This window comes from Citrobacter sp. MGH103 (genome assembly GCF_001034475.2).
GTDB lineage: Bacteria > Pseudomonadota > Gammaproteobacteria > Enterobacterales > Enterobacteriaceae > Citrobacter > Citrobacter freundii.
The window spans coordinates 1,975,097-1,994,265 of sequence record NZ_CP073043.1 but is presented as its reverse complement, the minus strand read 5'-3'; the positions used below and the strand labels follow the sequence as shown (position 1 = coordinate 1,994,265).

Genomic DNA, 19,169 nt, shown 5'->3' with positions numbered 1-19,169 from the left:
AAACCTCGCCAACAGGCGAGGTTCAGGTTGAGCGGTAACTACGCTTCCTTACCATCCGGAAGCACGATGTTACTGGCGGCTAACTGCCCCATATTGTTGTACATCGCACAAGCAGCCTCAACAATTGGCATCGCCAACGCGGCCCCACTGCCTTCGCCCAAACGCATCCCCATATTCAGATACGGATCCAATTCAAGATGCGCCAGCGCGGTACGGGCGCCCTTCTCAGCGGAGAAATGTGACGGGATTAGGTAGGGTTTAATTTGTGGTGCAATCTGGCAGGCCGCCAGCGCAGCGGAATAAGAAAGAAAACCATCCAGCACGACCGGCAGGCCGCAGGAGGCCGCCCCCAACATAACCCCTGCCATGCCGACAAGATCGAACCCACCAACTTTAGCCAGCACATCGACACCGTCATGGCGATCCGGCTGATTGACGGCAATTGCCCGACGCACAACGTCTACCTTATTCCCCACCCGAGAAAGAGGAAGGTTAGCGCCAATACCCACGACTTCCTCAGCATCACTGCCGGTAAGCACGCTAACAATGGCCGCCGCAGGTGTAGTATTTGCCATACCAAGCTCACCGACACCAAACAGCGTCATACCGTCTTTGGCCAGTTCATGGGTATAGCGAATGACTTCCAGCAACAGCTCCTCGGCCTGCGAACGGCTCATTGCCGGGCCTTCGGCTATATTGCCGCAGCCGCGTGCCACACGCATATTCACCACGCCGGGAATAGGTTCAGCATCAATCCCCACATCTATCACATGGACCTTCGCCCCCGCCTGAGCGGCGAGGACGCAGACGCCGGTCGTTCCACACGTCATATTGGCGGCCTGTATAGCCGTGACAACTTTAGGTGAAACGGCAACCCCTTCATTCCACACGCCGTGATCGGCGCACATCACCAGCATCGCTTTGCCATTCACATGCGGCACACCCTTCAAGCCAGGCATCCCGGCCAATTGCACGGCGAGAGATTCGAGTCGCCCCAAACTTCCCGGCGGCTTAAGCAAGCCGTCGATATGCTGCTGCGCGCGCAGCATCGCGGCACTGTCAGGTAATGGGATCGCGCGGAGTAAAGAGGTTAAAGTCTGCATAAGGGTTCCAGTATGTGGGCTGACTCAGAGCAGAGCCAGCAAGAAAATCAACTCGCCAAGTTCAATGGCAGCGCCCAGCGTATCGCCGGTTTGCCCACCCAACGTGCGTTTTAATAACTGCCCAAGAATAAAAATCGCCACCATTGTGACAACCAGCGCTGCCACGCCGCGCATGCCGGGAAGCAGCACGGCGGCAAGGATCGCCGCCAATCCCAACGTAACGCAGGTTTGACGCCCGGTGACTTTACCAATAAAAACGTTGCCCAGCCCTTCTTCGCGGGCATAGCGATGCCGATACATCAGCAACACCGCCGTTCCTCGCCCGGCAACACATGCCGCCGCCAGCGCAGCCAGCATCGGCGTGCCACGCAAAGCCAGTTCGCTCACCACCAGCACCTTCGCCAGTAAAACGAAAATTAACGCCAGTCCACCGTGGGTTCCCAGACGACTGTCGCGCATGATTTCCAGCATCCGCTCGCGTCGGCGCGCCGAAAAAATGCCGTCACAGGTATCCGCCAGACCATCCAGATGAAATCCTCCGGTCAATAACGCCAGCGTCAGCACCGCAAAAAGAGCGGCCAACGGTATACCGCACCAGGTCTGGAGCGCCATGAAGACCAGCCCCGTCAACCCTCCCAACACGACGCCAATCAGGGGGAACATCACAATACCGCGGGAATAATGCTCGAAATCCAGTCCTTGCGACCAGCGAGCAGGAACGGGCAAGCGACTGATAAAAGAGAGCATTGCCCAGAACAACTTACTCATTTAATTTTGACTCCAATTCCTGATACCACCAGCCAGACCTCATCAGCCGCCGCCGCCAGTCGCTGGTTCACGCGTCCTGCAATATCACGAAAATGCCGCGCCAGACGGTTCTCCGGCACAATCCCCATTCCCACTTCGTTAGTGACCAACACGATCTTTGCCGGGCAGCGCTGACAGGCTGCAATCAGTGAACGGATTTCACCTTCAATAGATTGCTCCATCGCCGCGTAATCCCAGCTGTCCGGATCGCTGTCACCGCCCAGCGCAAACAGCAGGTTGGTCACCATCGTAGTGATGCATTCAAGCAGAATGGCTTCCTGAGGATCGTTCGCGGCCGTAATCAGTTCATCAAGATGTTGCCAACGTTCGGCTGTACGCCAGTGCGCAGGACGTCCATCGCGATGATGCTGAATTCGCGCAGCCATCTCCTCATCAAAAATCTGCGAAGTCGCAATATACAAAACATTTGGGGAATCAGCGATCAGCGCTTCCGCATGCCGACTCTTACCGCTTCGCGCGCCGCCAGTAACCAGAATCATCATACTGGCTCCCGGTGTTGCTGCATGATGGTATAAATTTTCTCAATATCGATGTGTTGCCGCATCGCATCCGCCAGCAGATCAAACTGCTGCGATTTATATTGCGCGTAATGGAAGGTGGAATCCAGCGGAGCTAACCCTTTACGTTCTCGCAGGCCATTGACCAACGCACGGGTGAAATCATCGCTGTCGAAAAGACCGTGAAGATAGGTGCCGAACGCCAGACCATCCGCAGTGACCGCGCCGTCAACAACGTTGCCGCCGTCTTTGTGCAACGTCATCACCGACTGACATTCATCGGTTAATGCTGTTTCACCCATATGAATTTCATAACCGCGAACGGATAACCCCGCCGTGCCCGCCAGCCAGTCAGGCAGCGATGAGGACATTTGCCCCTCAACCAGGGTCGTGGTTTTGTGCTGAGCAAAATGGGTGACAGTATTGAGCAAGCCCAGCCCCGGCAGCGTACCGAGTCCTGACTCCACTTCATCAATGATGGTATCGCCGAGCATTTGATAACCGCCGCAAATCCCCACCACCGGTACGTTATTACGATGCAATTGCACGACACCATGCGCCATCCCGCTTTCACGCAGCCACACCAGATCGCCAAGGGTATTTTTGCTGCCGGGCAAAATCACCAGATCGGCCCCCGCCAGCTCTTCAGGCTGGCGAACATAGCGCACACGCACATCCGGCTGCGCAGCAAGCGCATTGAAATCCGTAAAGTTAGAAATGTGCGGTATTTGCACAACGGCGATGTCGATGTCGCGTTTATCAGTGCGCAAATACTTGCCCTTTTGCAGCGCAACGCCATCTTCATCTTCCAGATCAACATCCAGCCATGGCATCACGCCCAGCACCGGAACACCGGTCAGCGCTTCAATTTGCTCGATACCGGAGTGCAGCAGCGTCACATCACCGCGAAACTTATTGATGATCACCCCTTTTACGCGTGCGCGTTCGTGATCGTGCAACAGCGCCAGCGTGCCGTAAATGGAGGCGAACACCCCACCACGATCGATATCCGCCACCAAAACGACAGGGCACTGCGCCATTTCTGCCATGCCCATATTGACGATATCGCGATCGCGCAGGTTAATCTCTGCCGGGCTCCCCGCACCTTCCAGCACCAGCACATCGAACTCCTGCGCCAGGCTATTATAAACTGACAGGATCTGTTCCCGCAGACGTGGTTTGTACTCGTGGTAACTCACCGCGTCCATATCAGTCGCTACTTTGCCCATCAGCACTACCTGCGCTTTGCGATCGCTGGTCGGTTTAAGCAGAACCGGGTTCATACGCACATCTGGCGTAATACCTGCGGCTTCAGCCTGAAAAATTTGCGCGCGGCCCATTTCTTTTCCCTCTGGCGTAATGCCAGAGTTCAGCGCCATGTTCTGCGATTTGAACGGTGCGGTATGCAGTCCATCCTGATAAAAAATACGACACAGCCCGGCGACCAATACGCTTTTACCCACATCAGATGCCGTTCCCTGCAACATTATTGCCTGCGTCATGACGCCTCCTTCAGTGCGTTCTCTCGCATACAGCTAAAAAATTCAGCCTCTGTTTTACACAGCGGGAAGCCCAACTCGGTATGCAGCTTCACCAGCCAGGGCTGAGTTAATCCCGCTTGTTCAATAAGATCCGTACGGGCGAAAACGTCGCCTGGCGTGCCGTGCGTGAGTACTTCGCCCCGGCGTAAAACGTACACCGCATCGCTGACTTCATAGATAAGATCGATATCATGGCTTGAAATTACGACATGGTTTCCTTGCGCTACGATGCGTTTGATAATCTCAATCATCTGCGTGCGGCCTGACGGGTCGAGACCCGCAGTAGGTTCATCCAGCAGCAGATACTGCGCCTGCAACACCAACGCCCCGGCTATCGCTACGCGTTTTTTTTGCCCATGGCTTAAACACTGAATGGGCTGATGGCGAAAATGCTGGGCGTCGACCAGCGTAAGCGCATCTTCCACGCGTCGGGCGATTTCAGCCTCATCCACCCCGAGATTGCGCAGGCTAAAGGCGATATCGCTGTCGATATCGGTATAAAAGATTTGCTGATCGGGGTCCTGAAATACCGTTGCCACCTGTTGACGCAGCGCCAGCAGGCCGCGTTTGCTGTAATCCAGCGGTTTGCCCTGCCACATCACCGCGCCTTGCTGTGGGCGCAATAAGCCACTCAGGTTCATAAACAGCGTGGATTTCCCGCAACCATTAGCGCCTACCAACCCGGTGACGGCATGCGTAGAAAAATCCAGCGTTAACCCTTTGAGGATCGGGTCATCCTGATAGCGAAACCAAAGCGCTGAGGTGGCAAGCATACTTTTCCTTACAGGTGAAAATCACCCTGATAAAGTTTGATATCCAGTGTGGTGGTCATTTGCTGGTAGCGGATCAACACGCGGGTGAACAGCAATCCCACCAGCATTGCCAGAGAGCGGTAGCCCAACGGCAAGCTACGATAACCAAAACGCAGCGTTTGTGCGCGGTGAATAGCCAGCGCCTCGTCTAAGAGAATAAAAATAAACCGCCAGGTCAGCAGGATCTGCTCAGTTAACAGGCGAGGAACGTGCGCGCGTTTGAGTAGGATAATTAATTGCGGAAACGGCAGATTCAGTACCAGCCAGAAGGTTGCCGCCAGCGCTGCAAGGCTGCGCCAGAACGTTTCATTCGCTGTCACCAGACCTGGTGCGCTGATTCCCAACCAGTAACTTCCCACAGGTATGCTGGCCAACAGCGTCTGTGGATCGCGGCTGATGCTAAACAGGATGGTCACTACGCCAACCGCCAGAAAACCAAACGGTAATGCCATCCAACGGCACCAGCGCCAGAATGAAATACGCAGCAGCCAGCAGCTCAGCGCGGCAATCAATAACAGCTCAATACCCTGCCCCAACGGGGGCAGAGTAAACGCCAGAATCATCATCACCAGCCAGAGCAGAAATTTCCGCACTGGCGAGACATGAACCCAACGGCTTTGATAACTAAGCCTGTCAAGCCCGGTCATCACGGCGTTGCCTGCCCTTGGTATAACCCAGGATATAGAAAATCACGGCTGCGCCCAGCGATCCCTGAAGTGTAAACAGCAGACTTTCAATTTCACCGCTTGCCGGTTCATACAGCGGCTGGAACCAGGGTTCATAATGCGGGGCAATAGCCTGAATCTGACTCTCAGCCTCACCGTCTGAACCGCCGTACTCTCCACCGTGGTTGATAAAGAACGGCAGGATCACCAGCGCCACAACCATGCCCAATATAATCAGCGTCTTTTTCATCGTTAATGTCCTTGTGCGGTTATTAACTGGCGTTTGGTCAGCTGATCGTAAATCAGCACGGTGAGTAACCCTTCCGCAATCGCGATTGGGATCTGCGTCAGACAGAAAATCCCCATGAACTTAATGATTGAACCGGTAGCGCCAGCAGAGGGATCCGGGAACGCCACGCCCAGCTGTACCGACGTCACGAAATAGGTGACGAGATCCGCCAGCATCGCGCACAAGAAGACGCAAACATCACGACGCAGCCCTGCACGGCAGGCCATTTTCCACACCATGTAACCCACTACCGGGCCAATTACCGCCATCGACATGCCGTTCGCGCCGAGCGTCGTTAAACCACCGTGTGCCAGCAGCAGTGCCTGGAACAGCAGAACGATCGCCCCGAGGATGGCCACTACGCCAGGTCCAAACAGGATAACCGCCAGGCCTACGCCGGTAGGGTGTGAACAACTTCCGGTAACGGAAGGAATTTTCAGCGCCGACAGCACAAAAATAAAGGCGCCGCACAGTGCCAGTAAAACTTTCTGGTGGTTATCTTCCTGCACGATTTGGCGCAAGCGCACCAGCCCGTACCACAGGCAGGGTAAAAACAACAGCCACCAGGCCAGCGCCCACATCGGTGGCAAGAAACCTTCCATAATGTGCATGGCGAACGCTTGCTCAGGAACAATCATCAGTAATAGCGCCGCAGCCAACCCGCTGAAAGACAGCTGTTTTAGCTGTTGTTCAAGCTTCATTGTGCATACTCCCACTGTTTGTTGACCAGAATGGTCGAGAAATAAGGCAGCGGCTGATCGTCGCTCACCTCATCGAGATGACGCCAGCACTGTTCACCTGGCAGCGTGGCTTCAGACATCATTAATGCGCAGCCCAACAAACCTTCTTGTTGCAGCAGCGCTTTGATACGCGCAAAACGACCGTACACTTTCATCAACACCAGACTGTCATGCTGCTTTAACGCCTGCTGAATTTCAGCTTCCGGCGCGGTACAGGAGACCACTGCCAGCGATTGTTGCTCCATAGCGAGCGGGGTTTTCGAACGCGCGGCAATCGCAGCGAAAGAAGTCACGCCCGGGACGATTTCTAACCAGTCAGGCGAACCAATGCGCTGCAGTAAAAAGACCCAGGTACTGAACAGCATGGCGTCGCCGAGCGTAATAAAGCCTACTTTTTTTCCAGCTTCGACTTCCTGAACCAGCGCGGTTGCAACCTCATCCCAGACGGCCTCTTTTTCCGCGCTGTCGGCACTCATGGGAAAATGGCAGCAGCGGACCTCGGTCTGCTCGCCGATATACTCCCGTACAATCGACAGCGCCAGGCTATCGCCGCCTTTACGCCCGGCAGGCGCATAGAGAATATCCAGCATGCCCAGCGTACGTGCAGCACGTACGGTGATCAGATCGGAAGCGCCAGGTCCGGTGCTTAATGCGTACAGTTTCCCGCTCATGCTGCTTCCTCCAGCGCCACATTAAGCGCCTGATGTAAATGTGCCACGAACATGGCGCGAACCGCCGGATTCTCACCCAGTCCACTGAGCCATGGCGTAGCCGTTATCCCGGCCGCATTGAACAATGTTTTCCACGAATCATCTTCGTCAGAGGCCATATCATTGATGGCATGGTCACCAGCAACTAACATCAGCGGCATCAGATGCACCGCCGTCACCCCTTCCTGGGATAAACTTTCAATCAGCACATCCACTTCCGGATAGCTTTCCACCGCCCCAACCCGCGCCGGAAAGCGCTGCGCCGTCATCATATGGTCGAGACAGGCATAGGCGGCAAAGGCATGATGGCTGGCGCCGTGTCCCATAAACACCACTTTTTCATTTTCTCTAAGCGTCGGCATTTGCTGTTGCAGCGCCAGCATCAGCTGGGCGTAATCTTCATGGCTGCTCATTAGCGGTACACCCAGCGTCAGGCGTGAAAACAGCGGACGCATACTTTGCACTTCGCGGACAATTTTTTCGTATTCGTCGCCATTGATAATGTGCAGCGACTGAATAGCCACATCCTGATACCCCTGCTCCGCCAGTTTTTGCAGCGCCTGCAGCGGTGTGTCGATTTCAATGCCGTCACGCTGCTTGAGCTTGCGGATAATCATCCCGGAGGTAAACGCCCGGAACAGGTCGCGGTCAGGGCAACTGGCTGCAAGATCGCGCTCACAGGCCACAATATTTTTCTCACAGGTGTCGTGATAGCTGGTGCCAAAGCTGACCACCAGAAGCGCCTTTTTCATCTTTAACTCCTTAAGCCGCGGCCAGCCAGCGCGTTAAACGCGCCGCAAAGGCGGCCTGACTTTCCAGTAACTCGTCTCCCGTCACCAACGGTGCCGGACGTGTAATCACGATGCAGGGGATACCGGCATCCAGACAGGGTTGAACTTTTTCCTGATAACCACCTTCAGCGCCTGAAGCCTTAGTGATCACCACATCAGCCTGACACTGGCGATAAAACGCGGCGTTGAACTCGGCGCTAAACGGCCCACACAGTGCGAAGATTTCACCGACGCCAAATCCCAGATCCGCGCATTGCTGAATGACCTCAGGTACAGGCAGAACGCGCGCCAGCAGCGTTTTTTCAGGCAACCCTTCGCGCCAGATGGACAGATCTTTACTGCCAGTCGTCAACAGCACGCGATCGCCGAAGCGTCGCGCCACCTCACAGGCTTGCGGAATACTTTGTACGGTATAAAGCTGCGGGTGAGTTAATCCGCTCAACTGCTCAGGGCGCTGGTAGCGGCTCAGCAGTACGCCCGCCGCTTCGCAGGCATTCATGATGTTGCGACTCACCACCTCGGCGTACGGATGCGAGGCATCGATCACCCAGCGCGTCTGATTTTCCTGTAGCCAGGCAATCATTTGTTCACGTTCCAGACGCCCGCAGCGCACCTGGCCTTTGATGTCTCCCGCCAGCTGCTTTCCCGTCGGGGTCGCAACGGACAGGGTGTAGGCCACGTTTGCCGCATCCAGTTGCTGGCACAGCATGCGCGCGTCGCTGGTGCCGCCCATGACCAGCACATCACCATAATTCACAGCACATAACCTCGTGGCGTGATCATCAGGCCGTCCTGAACATAGGTTGTTTTATTGCCCACGATCACAAGACTGGTCATATCAACCGGCTCAAAGTCCATTTCACCCAGCGTGGTCAGCCATTTTTCCTGCTTTTTACGTCCGGCTGACTTCACAATACCAACCGGCGTTTGTGCGCTCTTGCTGGCAGATAACAGCTCAAATGCGCGCGCCAGATGTCCTTCGCGACCCCGACTGCGTGGGTTGTAGAAACAGATAACAAAATCGGCCTCACCGGCGGCAACGATGCGTTTTTCGATAACCGGCCACGGCGTTAACAGATCGCTTAAGCTGATGTGGCAGAAATCGTGCATCAACGGCGCACCCAGCAAAGAGGCGGCGGCAATGCTGGCGGTCATCCCTGGGATTAGCCTGACCTCAACGTCCAGCTTTTGCTTACTGACCAGCTCGAGCACCAGCCCGGCCATACCGTAAATCCCCGCATCACCGCTGCTGATCAGCGCCACGTTGTGCCCCGCCTGCGCCAGTTCGATCGCCGCCTGACAGCGTTCAATCTCTTTGCACATCCCGGTTTTGATCACCTGCTTGTCGCCAGTGAACGCTTTTACCAGATGGGTGTAGGTTTTATAGCCCACGATGATTTCCGCTGCCTGCAGTGCTTCAACGGCTTCCATGGTCATCATTGCCTGCGAGCCAGGGCCAATTCCAATTACGCTTAACATCAGTGTGAAACTCCCAAAGTGATAGTGACGCCCTGTTCTCGCAGGGTCTCGCCTAACAGTTGTCCGTGGCTCAACAGCCAGGCTGCAGGACCAGAAACGCTTCCTGTACCCACCGTTTTGCGAACAAACGATGAGGCCGGAAAACGGTGCTCATGCTCACGCAGCGCGTCAGCAGTAAAGGTTTCGAAAGGAACGCGGCAGCATGAAGCCAGTTGGATAAGTCCCTGTTCATCTTTTTTCAGCGTGATGCTGCCAATCGCTTTTAGCGCCAGCGGATCGAGCTGTTGGGCTTCGAGTTGGCGGGCAAGCAGCGCAGCCAGCAGCGGGAACGGCGTATCACGCCGACAACCAATTCCGGCCACAACCCGCTGCGGCACCAGCTTCCAGTGCGGAACAGGCAGCTCAGGTAAATTTGTGCGTAAGGTGATGCACACCAACGCATCCAGTTCAGGGAGCTGGTTGAGATCGGTGACCGTAATAAATCCGCGCCGGTCGCAATGGCTGACATCCTGCGTCAGTTCGTCATCCCACCACAGCCCAACCCGCTTATTGCTGACCAACATCTGATTGACGATCTTCACCGCCGAACGGAAATCACTCATTCGGGCATTCAGTTGAAATGCCAGCGTATCCAGTGCCGCCATATCGTTCACATCCGTCGCGGTGGTGATAACCGGGTCGGCGCCCAACATGCCCGCCAGATAACGTGCCAACGCATTAGCACCGCCCGCGTGACCGGAGAGCAGGCTGATGACATGCTGGGCACGTTCATCAATGACCACCACCGCCGGATCGCAAAACTTGTCGTTGACCAGCGGGGCCAGTACGCGCACCGCAATGCCAGTCGCCCCGATAAAAATCAGCGCCGAATAATTCGTAAACGCTTCGCGAGCGGTATTCGCAAAGCCGTTTTCGAAGGGAATAAACCCCTCCTCCAGCAGCTTTTCACTGGTAAAACAGGTAACCGGCAGCATAGCTGCCAGACGTTTCGCCAGCACAACGCCGCCAGGAGTCAGGCAAAAAAGCGCAATTGACTCAGGCTTTACGGTATTCATGGCTAAAGTCCGCCGCATAGAGTTTGGAGTAGTGATACTCCGAGCCCAGGAAATTACCGACCAGAATAAGGGCCGTTTTACGGATGCCAGCATCGCGAACCTTGTCGCCAATATCCGCCAGGGTCCCGCGTACGGTCTGGCTTTCTGGCCAGGTTGCTTTATAGATCACCGCCACGGGCGTGGTCGCCGGATAGCCACCTTCAATCAGACGCTCAGCCACCCGATGAATACGCTGGACGGAAAGATATATCGCCATTGATGTCTGGTGGCTGGCAAAAGACTCCAGCTGTTCACGCTCTGGTACCGGGGTGCGGCCTTCCAGGCGCGTAATGATCAGGCTCTGTGACACTTCGGGCACGGTATACTCAACGCCCAGCTCCGCCGCCGCGCCGAGGAACGCGCTGACGCCGGGCACCACCTGCCAGTCAATCCCGCGTTTGGTCAGCTCCTCGCCCTGCTCGCGCACGGAACCATACAACGAGACATCGCCGGTTTGCAGACGCACGACGGTTTTACCCGCTTTCACTCCGGCTTCCATCAGATCAAGGATCTGCTCCAGATGCAGTTCGGCACTGTCGTGACATTCAGCACCAGCAGGGCAATACTCCAGCAGTTCGGTGTTAATCAGCGATCCGGCGTAGATAACAACCTGCGCCTGCTGCAGCAACCGGTAACCTTTGAGGGTAATCAGCTCGCGATCGCCAGGACCTGCGCCAACAAACCACACGCTACGGGGATCAAAAATCTCAGACATGGTTTCCTTCCTTCTGACAGGCGATAACAAATACGGGGTTATTCGGTTTAAAATAGTGACCACTGCCAAGCGCGGTAAGCGAGGAAACCTGTAGCTGCAGGCAATCCACTCCCTGTACGCCAAGATGGTCCAGATGTGTTAGCGCGGTGTTGAGGTTTTCCTGGAGGATAAATGTCATCACCAAACGCCCTGCGGGATGCAATTGGCGCATCGACCAGTCAATCAGGTCGGTCAGATGACCACCGCTGCCGCCCATAAAAATGGCATCGGCTTTTTCCGCGATGGTCATGGGAGCAACGCCGGGAAAAATATCGATATTTGCGCAGGCAAAATGCTGGCGGTTTTCGTCCAGCAACCTGAGCGCCGCCGGGTTACGTTCGATGGCCGTGACACGTAATCCGGGATATTGCAACGCCGCCTCTATCGACACGCTGCCGGTTCCGGCGCCTATATCAATCAGGTGACTGGCGCGGTGTAATTCAAGTTTTGAGAGGGCAAGTGCGCGTACCGCTTCTTTGGTCATCGGCACTTTCTCTCCACGCAGAAACAGCTCATCTTTCATCGAGGATCACCACTGCATTCATGTCATAGTCGGCGTTAACTTCACGCACAGGCAGGAAATGGATCTTTTCGTTTTCCATCGCCAGGTTTTCGCCAATCACCATCCAGCGATGCCCCTTGCCTCGGGCAATGAGCTGCTGCGCGATTTCACGCGGGCCACACAGCGCATCAGTCACCATCGCTACCTTGTTATGTCGCGCCAGCTCATCAAAACAGACGCTGCGGCCATGGCTACTGGTCAGCCACATATCGTTCATATCAATACCGGACTGCGCACACAGGTACTGCACCGCACTAATGCCGGGAATAATCCGCACATTCTCAATACCAAAATGCGCCACCATGCGCGTCCCGATGCCGTAAAACAGCGGATCGCCAGATGCCAGTACCACAACATGCTTCTCCTGGTGCGCGCTAATCCAGCTCAGGAGTTCCGGGATATTGGCGCCAAGAGCAAACTGTTCACCGGCAAAATCCGGGAATTGCTGCAAATGCCGCTTTCCACCGACCAGAACATCCGCCACCGCGACCGCTTCACGTGCCGCAGGCGTCATCAAATGCAAACCGGCGGGGCCCATCCCTACAACGGTTAACATTGCATCTCCTCAGCAATTTCTGCGACCGGACGATTACTACCAAGAACCTGATTATCAAAGGAAAACATGATGGCATCGCAGGTCGGTGGATTTTTGGTAAAGCGCAATGTTTGCAGAACACGCATACAAATGCGCTGAGCCAGATGGTCATAAATGTGCTGGAAACCGTATGCGTCGATATGCTCCATCGCCGCTTCGGTGGTATCGCACTCGCTGACCAGCGTCAGCAGTTCCAGCGGTGCGCCAAGTAATGCGAGGTGGGCCACCAGCGTTTCCATGCGGGCATCGGCAATATGGCTATGGGTATGGAAGATCCCCGCCGCGATTTTGACGAGCTTACCGGGATGTCCCACCAGCACAATTTGCCGGAATCCAAGACGTACGGCTTCTTCAATCATGTAGCCGACAAAGTTGCTCATGGTGACTACAACCTGGGTGTCGATACCCATCTGCTCGCGCACAAAACGCTCGCCGTGGTTTCCCGGCACCAGTACGACACGCTCCAGCCCAGCCGCCCGCTTAATTTCCAGCTCCAGCGACAGCGAACGTTTCCAGCTCTCTTCCGACATCGGCGTGACAATACCCGTGGTGCCGATAATCGAAATACCGCCCAGAATGCCAAGGCGGGAGTTGTAGGTTTTTTGCGCCCGTTCTTCTCCTTCTGGCGCGAAGATTTCAATCTGCGCCCCACGATTTGGGCCAATCGCTTCGCGGACGGCAGATTCAATGGTCTGGCGAGGTGTACGGTTAATCGCCGAGCTGCCGACCGGTAGGCCAATCCCTTTACGGGTTACCGTACCGACCCCTTCACCGCCCTGTAAGGCAATCACGCCACTATCGTCTAACGTCACGCGCGCAAAAATCAGCATCCCATGTGTGGCGTCCACATCATCACCACCGTCTTTGCGGATGGCGGCTATCGCCTGCTGCCCTTCGATATGTGGCGACTCAACATTCAGGCACAACGTCACCCCGGAAGGCGTGACGATGGAAACCTGATGGATGAGGTGTTGGCGTAATACCATCAACGCTGCCACTTTTGCCGCCGCCGTGGCGCACGATCCCGTGGTATATCCTTTACGCAGCGCTTTACCGTTGTGCCACACCGGCGTATCGAAGGCCTCGCTCATCGCGCCCCCTGCATGTGATAAAGCATGGCGTTGACGATAGCGGCAGCGACATTACTCCCCCCTTTACGGCCTAACGCGGCAATGGCGGGCAACTTGCTTTGGGTCAATGCTTCTTTCGACTCTTCTGCACCAACGAACCCGACCGGTACGCCAACCACACCGCTGACAGCGACATCATGCTCAAGCAGGCGAAACAGCGCTGTCGGCGCGTTGCCAAAGACAAACAGCTTTTCCCCCTCTTCCTTCACCGCAATGTCGACAGCAGCCATGGACCGGGTAATACCCTGCTCTTTTGCCGTACGCACAACCCGCGGGTCACTGATGTAACAGCGGCATTCACCGCCGAATTTTGCCAGCAGCGTTTTATTGATCCCGGAAAGCGCCATCGTGGTGTCGGTATAAATCACGCTCGAACGGCTAAGCGCCGCACAAAACTGCTCCAGCACATCACTGGAAAACCACAGAATGTCCAGCCAGTCGAAATCTGCCGTCGTGTGAATGACCCGCTTGATAATGGCTTCATGTAACGGACTGGCAAACTGATAGTCCGGACGGGTTTCACGGATGATCTCGCCAATAATGTCGAAACTTTTGGCTTCAATCGCCTGGGGTTGCTGGATATATTGCATTATGTTGTCCTCAGGCTACACCGGCCCACAGCCACCGCAGCGCAACAAACAGCGCCAGTGCCAGCGTCGATGCCACCCACATCAGTCGAATCGTATGGGAAATGTCGTCTACCGAAATGTCGCGTTGTGCATCACCGATCCACGGTTTCTCAACGCGCTCGCCAAAGTAGTCATTAGGACCACCCAGACGAATGCCTAATGCCCCGGCTACGGATGCCTCTGACCACGCACAGTTTGGGCTGCTGTGGTTGTAGCGATCGCGCCAGCCAATCTGTAAAGCTCGCGAGCCGTCTTTACGGCATAAAAATGCCGCCACGCCCAGCAGCAGCCAGCTCAGTCTTGCAGGAATAAAGTTCGCGACATCGTCCAGACGCGCGCTGACCATACCGATAGCGCGGTATTTTTCATGTTTGTAGCCCACCATGGAGTCAAGGGTGTTTACCGCTTTGTAGGCCATCGCCAGGGGCGCACCGCCGAGAAGGAGAAAGAACAGCGGCGCGATAATGCCGTCGACGGTGTTTTCAGCCACGGTTTCCACCACCGCGCGATTGATCTGTTGCGGTTGCAGTTGCGAGGTATCACGCCCCACTATCCACGACAGTTTTTCCCGACTCGCGGCAAGGTCACCGGCCCGTAGAGGACGTTCGACATCCTGTGCGGCATTCGCCAGGCATCGCCCGGCCAGCACGGTAAAGATCATCCATACCTCTACCACCCAACCCAACCAGGGATGAACAGATTTTGCCAGTACCAGCACGCCCCAGGACGCAGCCCAGGTCAGACCAACCACCACAATCCACATCACCGCGCCACCAATGCGCAGCGCACGGTCGCTATGACAATAACGCCGAATAATTCGCTGCACTGCAGAAATCAGATTGCCAATCCAGCGCACCGGATGCGGCCAGTTCTGCGGATCGCCGATGATAAAATCAAGCAGCCAGGCAACACACCACGCAAGGATCGTCATAGCGCGCTCCTCGCGGCTGTCAGCCAGTGGTTAAGCATCTGCGGACGTTGAGCAAAATGAACGTGTAGATAGCTGGCGAAGGTGTTTCCGACCTGCCAGCCGCCAGACCAGGCTTGCAGCGTTTTACCATCGCGCACTTTGCGACAGTTCATCACCGCTGGCGTTTCAGGGGTAAAATCGGAATAGTGGAATTCATGCCCGCGCAGCACTTCCCCTTCTGCTGCTAACAATGTTTGCTGCGCGGCCTGCGCTTCGCAGTAGCCAAATCGGGTCAGACGTTTTCCCATTTTGCTGTGGCCGGGAATGATATCCGCCATCAGCCAGGTATCGCCGTTACTGTCCTCAAGCGAACTGCCGAGATACATCAGCCCCCCACACTCTGCGTAAATCGCGACGCCACGTTGATGCGCCGCTCGCAGTTGCTTCAGCATCGAGACATTGCGAGCCAGCGCCGCAGCGTGTAGCTCAGGATATCCGCCACCTAACCAGATCATCTGACAGTCGGGTAAGCAGGTGTCGTGCAACGGGCTAAAACGAACAATATTAAGCCCCGTACGTTCCAGCAGCGTAATGTTGTCCGGGTAGTAGAAGTTGAAGGCTTCGTCATCGGCAATTGCAAGCGTTAGCCCTGCTCCGGCATCTGCGGCAGGCAGCGCAGGCCATTCGCCAGCAGGAAGATTGGTTGACAGGCTTAATGTCAGCAGTGCGCCAATATCAAGGGTTTGCTCCAGCGTCGCGGCAAACTCCTGCCACGGTTGCTGATTGACAACCGACTCACGTGCGGTGACTAAACCCAAATGTCGTTCGGGAAGGGCAACCCCATCCATACGGGGTACGTAACCTAAGACGGGTACATCGCAGTAACGTTCGATTGCGACTTTCAGTAACTGGTAATGCGTTTCGCTGTTAACCCGATTAACAATAACGCCGGCGATGTTCAGGGTGGGATCAAAATGCTGAAAACCCATTACTGTTGCGGCGATTGAGGTGGAAACGGCTTTGCCATCAACCAGTAAGATGACCGGACAGCCTAACTGTTTAGCCATCGCGGCGGTGCTGCAGTAGTTTGGGTCGGTACCATAGCCGTCATACAACCCCATCACACCTTCAATAACGGCGATATCTGCATGTCGCATCTGCTCGTTGAATAGAGCGTTCAGCGTGGGGACGGGAAGCATAAAGCTATCAAGATTGCGGGAAGCGGTACCGCATACCGCTGTATGCCAGCCGGTATCAAGGTAATCAGGACCCACTTTGCAAGGCTGGACGCGCAAACCGCGTTTTTTCAACAAGCTCAACAAGCCCAGCGTCACCGTGGTTTTACCACAGCCGCTTCCGGTACCTGCAAGAACAAATGCGTGAAAATTGGCCGCCATACCCTGATCCTGTTCAGGGTGGTAGGGGTGTAGAGATACCCAGTCTCTCGACTGTATGCATCTGAACCACCCACTTCCCACCGAAGTTGTTGGTAGTCACTGACAGGCAGGTCTTCTGGCTTAGCGTCATCCTAACCCGTCCTTCCCAATCTTGCGATCAGTGGTCCATACGGGGTCGTCAGCATCACAGCAGCGGGGGCTGCGGGGGATTCTCACCCCCTTCCCTACCACAAATGTGGCAAACCTGTCAGTTCAAGAGCCTGGTTAATTAAGCTCTCTGTTATGAGGTAAATTCACGACCTCATGACAATAATTCAGTTTAATATCTTTCCGAATTCATTCAGCCAATTTCCTGGCCTTTTCCCACATATTCATACGTTCACTTTTTGAATGAAAGTATCAGCTAAGAATAAAGAAAGTCATTCACACAGACACTGTATCTCATCACAAAAATAAAAACTGGTGCAGTTTATCCCTCTAATACCATTATTTTGTTGCGCTATGACAATTTATTGGCAGCTGTCATTATTTTTCATTTTATAATGACGGGCATAGCGCCACATATCAAAAATCGGCAATAGCAAAATATTGCTATTTAAGCGGACTCTCCGCGTGAAATGACATTAATTTGCTGGCGAAATGCCTGCGGCGTAACCTGATACGTTTGACGGAACACTTTGCAAAAATAGCTGGTTTGCGAAAAGCCTAAATTACGCGCAATGCTGGCTATGCTCCAGTCACTGTGGCAAAGCAACTCTTTGGCACTTGCCATTCTCTGTTGGTTTACCCATGCGTTAAAACCGATACCCTGATATTTTTTGAACAATTTACTGAAATAGTACGGGCTAAGGAAAACATGAGAGGCAACATCTTCCAGACGCAGCTCGTCTGATAAATGCGCATCAATATAGCGCAGGGCTTTTTTCATTTTACTGTCATGGGGGTTGGTACTGCGGTTAGCGCGTACCGGCTCTGACTGCTGCGGGTTATCTTTGATAACAACAAAATTGAGTTGTTTCTTAAGGCAATTTTCGACGATGAGCTTGAGTAAATCCGCTGAGGCAATGACACGAGAATAGTCCATCTCAGGTACATTACGGAACTCGTTGACCAGCTCAGGATCGGCTTGCCAGCGGTCATCGACGTTCAGAATATCAACGAGGCCTACATCGTTACTTAAGCGTACTTGTCCACAAAGCACAAACCCTACCAGGTGTCCCGCGATGACCAGCGGAATTGAGAAATCGGTAAGCCCGGCATGGCAGCGATAAATGCAAGGTTGATCGGACTTAGAGGCTTCCAACCCGCCACAGCGGTCGCTCATACGACAACGCGTACTATGCTGAGGATGCTGGCGCATCAACTGGCAAAAAGGAGTGAAATTAAAAAGCTCAGAAATTTCATCACCGTGAATATTGACAACCACAACAGCCAGACTGGTGGCCTGTGCAAAATCCTGTGCGATTTTATTAATGAGTTCTGAGTTCAGGGCACTCGCAGAAATCATGATAAAACCTCTCAGTTAATTTATTGTTATAAATAAAACATATTATTCACACATTCATTTTCATCTCGCGATCCAGCGCTCTGATGAAAGTCAGCATTGAACATAACAAAAGTCTCCCATTCTTGGGAGACTTTTTAAGCCGTTCAGGAAACCGGATCACGAAAACAGTTTTTGCCTTTCAATAATAAACATCTTTCATGAAGCTAGCTCTCGTTTTCCTCCAACTTACACGAATTACACGGTAAATTTTTGCCAATAAAATAACGATAAATTGCTGCGCCCGCACAGGCGCCGATGATGGGAGCCACAATCGGCACGATGAAATAAGGGATATCGCGCCCGCCGGTCATCGCAACATCACCCCACCCGGCCATCCAGGCAAACAATTTAGGACCAAAATCACGTGCCGGGTTCATCGCAAAGCCGGTAAGTGGGCCGGTTGATGCGCCGATAACAGCAACCAGAATACCAATCAACAGTGGTGCCAGAGGGCCTTTGGGAACGCCGTTACCGTCGTCCGTTAGCGCCATAATCATCCCCATCAGAATGGAGGTAATCACCACTTCGACTAGTGCGGCCTGCCAGACACTCAGTGCGGCGGCAGGATACGTGCTAAAAATACTGGCAAGTTGCAGGCTTTCCAGACTGCCGCGTACCATTTGGTGGGCTGATTCATACTCAATGAACAAACTGCCGTACAACAAATAGGCCAGCATAGCGCCACCAAAGGCACCCGCTATCTGAGCGACAGAATAAGGCAGTACTTTACGACCAGGAAAACAGGCAAACAACCAAAGTGCGATGGTAATAGCAGGATTGAGATGGGCCCCAGAAATCCCGGCTGTCAGGTAAACTGCAAGCGAGATCCCCAAGCCCCATATGATGCAGATCTCCCACAATCCCAAACTAGCACCCGCGACTTTAAGGGCGCTCAGGCACCCAATACCAAAAAACAAAAATAGCCCGGTACCCAAAAACTCAGCAATACATTGCGCTCTTAGTGAATCGTTCATTGTGACACCTTCTAAGCAGAGTTCGTGTCTTTACCAGCGGACTCCTTGCTGGCAGGAAGGTTACTTCAAGACTTACTATAAAAATCTGTATCGGCAAATTGTTGGCAATCTGCAAGCGACATA

At 54.3% G+C, this 19,169-nt stretch carries 22 protein-coding genes and 1 riboswitch; all 22 genes read right to left on the bottom strand.

Going from position 1 to position 19,169, the window contains the following annotated elements:
* Window positions 1-38: 38 nt before the first annotated feature.
* Window positions 39-1,103, bottom strand: a complete 1,065-nt coding sequence (gene cobT, locus SK33_RS09465) for a nicotinate-nucleotide--dimethylbenzimidazole phosphoribosyltransferase (RefSeq protein WP_048218027.1) — start codon at window positions 1,101-1,103, stop codon at window positions 39-41.
* A gap of 24 nt (window positions 1,104-1,127) precedes the next feature.
* Window positions 1,128-1,871, bottom strand: a complete 744-nt coding sequence (gene cobS / locus SK33_RS09460; protein WP_003844226.1) for an adenosylcobinamide-GDP ribazoletransferase — start codon at window positions 1,869-1,871, stop codon at window positions 1,128-1,130.
* The gene (cobU, locus tag SK33_RS09455) at window positions 1,868-2,413 is read right to left on the bottom strand and encodes a bifunctional adenosylcobinamide kinase/adenosylcobinamide-phosphate guanylyltransferase (protein WP_003030294.1); all 546 of its coding nucleotides are present in this window, start codon (window positions 2,411-2,413) and stop codon (window positions 1,868-1,870) included. The genes cobS and cobU overlap by 4 nt, the downstream gene beginning before the upstream one ends.
* Window positions 2,410-3,930 carry a cobyric acid synthase gene (locus SK33_RS09450; protein ID WP_003844229.1) on the bottom strand — a complete coding sequence of 507 codons (1,521 nt, stop codon included), beginning with the start codon at window positions 3,928-3,930 and terminating at the stop codon, window positions 2,410-2,412. Before SK33_RS09450 ends, cobU begins: the two co-directional genes overlap by 4 nt.
* The gene (locus SK33_RS09445; RefSeq protein WP_003839037.1) at window positions 3,927-4,742 is read right to left on the bottom strand and encodes an energy-coupling factor ABC transporter ATP-binding protein; all 816 of its coding nucleotides are present in this window, start codon (window positions 4,740-4,742) and stop codon (window positions 3,927-3,929) included. Before SK33_RS09445 ends, SK33_RS09450 begins: the two co-directional genes overlap by 4 nt.
* Before the next feature lie 8 nt (window positions 4,743-4,750).
* Window positions 4,751-5,428, bottom strand: coding sequence for an energy-coupling factor ABC transporter transmembrane protein (locus tag SK33_RS09440; protein WP_003030290.1), 678 nt, complete (start codon window positions 5,426-5,428; stop codon window positions 4,751-4,753).
* A complete protein-coding gene (locus SK33_RS09435; protein WP_003030289.1) occupies window positions 5,415-5,696 on the bottom strand; it encodes an energy-coupling factor ABC transporter substrate-binding protein in 282 nt (93 codons plus the stop codon). Before SK33_RS09435 ends, SK33_RS09440 begins: the two co-directional genes overlap by 14 nt.
* Before the next feature lie 2 nt (window positions 5,697-5,698).
* Complete coding sequence (gene cbiM, locus SK33_RS09430; protein ID WP_003834098.1) at window positions 5,699-6,436, bottom strand: cobalt ECF transporter S component CbiM; 738 nt, start codon at window positions 6,434-6,436, stop codon at window positions 5,699-5,701.
* Window positions 6,433-7,146: a cobalt-factor II C(20)-methyltransferase gene (locus SK33_RS09425; protein ID WP_003839034.1), complete on the bottom strand. Its 714-nt coding sequence runs from the start codon at window positions 7,144-7,146 to the stop codon at window positions 6,433-6,435. Before SK33_RS09425 ends, cbiM begins: the two co-directional genes overlap by 4 nt.
* Window positions 7,143-7,937, bottom strand: coding sequence for a sirohydrochlorin cobaltochelatase (gene cbiK, locus SK33_RS09420; RefSeq protein WP_048218028.1), 795 nt, complete (start codon window positions 7,935-7,937; stop codon window positions 7,143-7,145). The genes SK33_RS09425 and cbiK overlap by 4 nt, the downstream gene beginning before the upstream one ends.
* Before the next feature lie 10 nt (window positions 7,938-7,947).
* A complete protein-coding gene (locus tag SK33_RS09415) occupies window positions 7,948-8,733 on the bottom strand; it encodes a cobalt-precorrin-6A reductase (RefSeq protein ID WP_046670006.1) in 786 nt (261 codons plus the stop codon).
* Window positions 8,730-9,455 carry a precorrin-3B C(17)-methyltransferase gene (locus tag SK33_RS09410; RefSeq protein WP_003030278.1) on the bottom strand — a complete coding sequence of 242 codons (726 nt, stop codon included), beginning with the start codon at window positions 9,453-9,455 and terminating at the stop codon, window positions 8,730-8,732. The genes SK33_RS09415 and SK33_RS09410 overlap by 4 nt, the downstream gene beginning before the upstream one ends.
* Window positions 9,455-10,510 carry a cobalt-precorrin 5A hydrolase gene (gene cbiG, locus SK33_RS09405; RefSeq protein WP_003030276.1) on the bottom strand — a complete coding sequence of 352 codons (1,056 nt, stop codon included), beginning with the start codon at window positions 10,508-10,510 and terminating at the stop codon, window positions 9,455-9,457. The genes SK33_RS09410 and cbiG overlap by 1 nt, the downstream gene beginning before the upstream one ends.
* Complete coding sequence (locus tag SK33_RS09400; RefSeq protein WP_003030275.1) at window positions 10,491-11,264, bottom strand: cobalt-precorrin-4 methyltransferase; 774 nt, start codon at window positions 11,262-11,264, stop codon at window positions 10,491-10,493. Before SK33_RS09400 ends, cbiG begins: the two co-directional genes overlap by 20 nt.
* Window positions 11,257-11,826 carry a decarboxylating cobalt-precorrin-6B (C(15))-methyltransferase gene (locus tag SK33_RS09395; protein WP_003030273.1) on the bottom strand — a complete coding sequence of 190 codons (570 nt, stop codon included), beginning with the start codon at window positions 11,824-11,826 and terminating at the stop codon, window positions 11,257-11,259. Before SK33_RS09395 ends, SK33_RS09400 begins: the two co-directional genes overlap by 8 nt.
* On the bottom strand, window positions 11,816-12,421 hold the full coding sequence (locus SK33_RS09390; protein ID WP_032949563.1) for a cobalt-precorrin-7 (C(5))-methyltransferase: 606 nt from the start codon (window positions 12,419-12,421) through the stop codon (window positions 11,816-11,818). Before SK33_RS09390 ends, SK33_RS09395 begins: the two co-directional genes overlap by 11 nt.
* Window positions 12,415-13,551, bottom strand: coding sequence for a cobalt-precorrin-5B (C(1))-methyltransferase CbiD (gene cbiD / locus SK33_RS09385; RefSeq protein ID WP_003030269.1), 1,137 nt, complete (start codon window positions 13,549-13,551; stop codon window positions 12,415-12,417). Before cbiD ends, SK33_RS09390 begins: the two co-directional genes overlap by 7 nt.
* Window positions 13,548-14,180, bottom strand: a complete 633-nt coding sequence (locus SK33_RS09380) for a cobalt-precorrin-8 methylmutase (RefSeq protein WP_048218030.1) — start codon at window positions 14,178-14,180, stop codon at window positions 13,548-13,550. The genes cbiD and SK33_RS09380 overlap by 4 nt, the downstream gene beginning before the upstream one ends.
* A gap of 10 nt (window positions 14,181-14,190) precedes the next feature.
* A complete protein-coding gene (gene cbiB / locus SK33_RS09375; RefSeq protein ID WP_032949565.1) occupies window positions 14,191-15,150 on the bottom strand; it encodes an adenosylcobinamide-phosphate synthase CbiB in 960 nt (319 codons plus the stop codon).
* Complete coding sequence (locus tag SK33_RS09370) at window positions 15,147-16,526, bottom strand: cobyrinate a,c-diamide synthase (RefSeq protein ID WP_003030262.1); 1,380 nt, start codon at window positions 16,524-16,526, stop codon at window positions 15,147-15,149. The genes cbiB and SK33_RS09370 overlap by 4 nt, the downstream gene beginning before the upstream one ends.
* Window positions 16,527-16,614: 88 nt before the next feature.
* A riboswitch (cobalamin riboswitch) is annotated at window positions 16,615-16,789 on the bottom strand.
* Window positions 16,790-17,121: 332 nt separating this feature from the next.
* Window positions 17,122-18,033 carry a transcriptional regulator PocR gene (gene pocR / locus SK33_RS09365; RefSeq protein ID WP_003030260.1) on the bottom strand — a complete coding sequence of 304 codons (912 nt, stop codon included), beginning with the start codon at window positions 18,031-18,033 and terminating at the stop codon, window positions 17,122-17,124.
* Between the two features lie 203 nt (window positions 18,034-18,236).
* On the bottom strand, window positions 18,237-19,046 hold the full coding sequence (gene pduF / locus SK33_RS09360; RefSeq protein WP_003030258.1) for a propanediol diffusion facilitator PduF: 810 nt from the start codon (window positions 19,044-19,046) through the stop codon (window positions 18,237-18,239).
* Window positions 19,047-19,169 lie beyond the last annotated feature (123 nt).

Bases quoted from the DNA above. Each gene is read 5' to 3' on its own strand.
- cobT (WP_048218027.1), bottom strand. From the start codon at position 1,103: ATGCAGACTTTAACCTCTTTACTCCGCGCGATCCCATTACCTGACAGT.
- cobS (WP_003844226.1), bottom strand. From the start codon at position 1,871: ATGAGTAAGTTGTTCTGGGCAATGCTCTCTTTTATCAGTCGCTTGCCC.
- cobU (WP_003030294.1), bottom strand. From the start codon at position 2,413: ATGATGATTCTGGTTACTGGCGGCGCGCGAAGCGGTAAGAGTCGGCAT.
- SK33_RS09450 (WP_003844229.1), bottom strand. From the start codon at position 3,930: ATGACGCAGGCAATAATGTTGCAGGGAACGGCATCTGATGTGGGTAAA.
- SK33_RS09445 (WP_003839037.1), bottom strand. From the start codon at position 4,742: ATGCTTGCCACCTCAGCGCTTTGGTTTCGCTATCAGGATGACCCGATC.
- SK33_RS09440 (WP_003030290.1), bottom strand. From the start codon at position 5,428: ATGACCGGGCTTGACAGGCTTAGTTATCAAAGCCGTTGGGTTCATGTC.
- SK33_RS09435 (WP_003030289.1), bottom strand. From the start codon at position 5,696: ATGAAAAAGACGCTGATTATATTGGGCATGGTTGTGGCGCTGGTGATC.
- cbiM (WP_003834098.1), bottom strand. From the start codon at position 6,436: ATGAAGCTTGAACAACAGCTAAAACAGCTGTCTTTCAGCGGGTTGGCT.
- SK33_RS09425 (WP_003839034.1), bottom strand. From the start codon at position 7,146: ATGAGCGGGAAACTGTACGCATTAAGCACCGGACCTGGCGCTTCCGAT.
- cbiK (WP_048218028.1), bottom strand. From the start codon at position 7,937: ATGAAAAAGGCGCTTCTGGTGGTCAGCTTTGGCACCAGCTATCACGAC.
- SK33_RS09410 (WP_003030278.1), bottom strand. From the start codon at position 9,455: ATGTTAAGCGTAATTGGAATTGGCCCTGGCTCGCAGGCAATGATGACC.
- cbiG (WP_003030276.1), bottom strand. From the start codon at position 10,510: ATGAATACCGTAAAGCCTGAGTCAATTGCGCTTTTTTGCCTGACTCCT.
- SK33_RS09400 (WP_003030275.1), bottom strand. From the start codon at position 11,264: ATGTCTGAGATTTTTGATCCCCGTAGCGTGTGGTTTGTTGGCGCAGGT.
- SK33_RS09395 (WP_003030273.1), bottom strand. From the start codon at position 11,826: ATGAAAGATGAGCTGTTTCTGCGTGGAGAGAAAGTGCCGATGACCAAA.
- SK33_RS09390 (WP_032949563.1), bottom strand. From the start codon at position 12,421: ATGTTAACCGTTGTAGGGATGGGCCCCGCCGGTTTGCATTTGATGACG.
- cbiD (WP_003030269.1), bottom strand. From the start codon at position 13,551: ATGAGCGAGGCCTTCGATACGCCGGTGTGGCACAACGGTAAAGCGCTG.
- SK33_RS09380 (WP_048218030.1), bottom strand. From the start codon at position 14,180: ATGCAATATATCCAGCAACCCCAGGCGATTGAAGCCAAAAGTTTCGAC.
- cbiB (WP_032949565.1), bottom strand. From the start codon at position 15,150: ATGACGATCCTTGCGTGGTGTGTTGCCTGGCTGCTTGATTTTATCATC.
- SK33_RS09370 (WP_003030262.1), bottom strand. From the start codon at position 16,526: ATGGCGGCCAATTTTCACGCATTTGTTCTTGCAGGTACCGGAAGCGGC.
- pocR (WP_003030260.1), bottom strand. From the start codon at position 18,033: ATGATTTCTGCGAGTGCCCTGAACTCAGAACTCATTAATAAAATCGCA.
- pduF (WP_003030258.1), bottom strand. From the start codon at position 19,046: ATGAACGATTCACTAAGAGCGCAATGTATTGCTGAGTTTTTGGGTACC.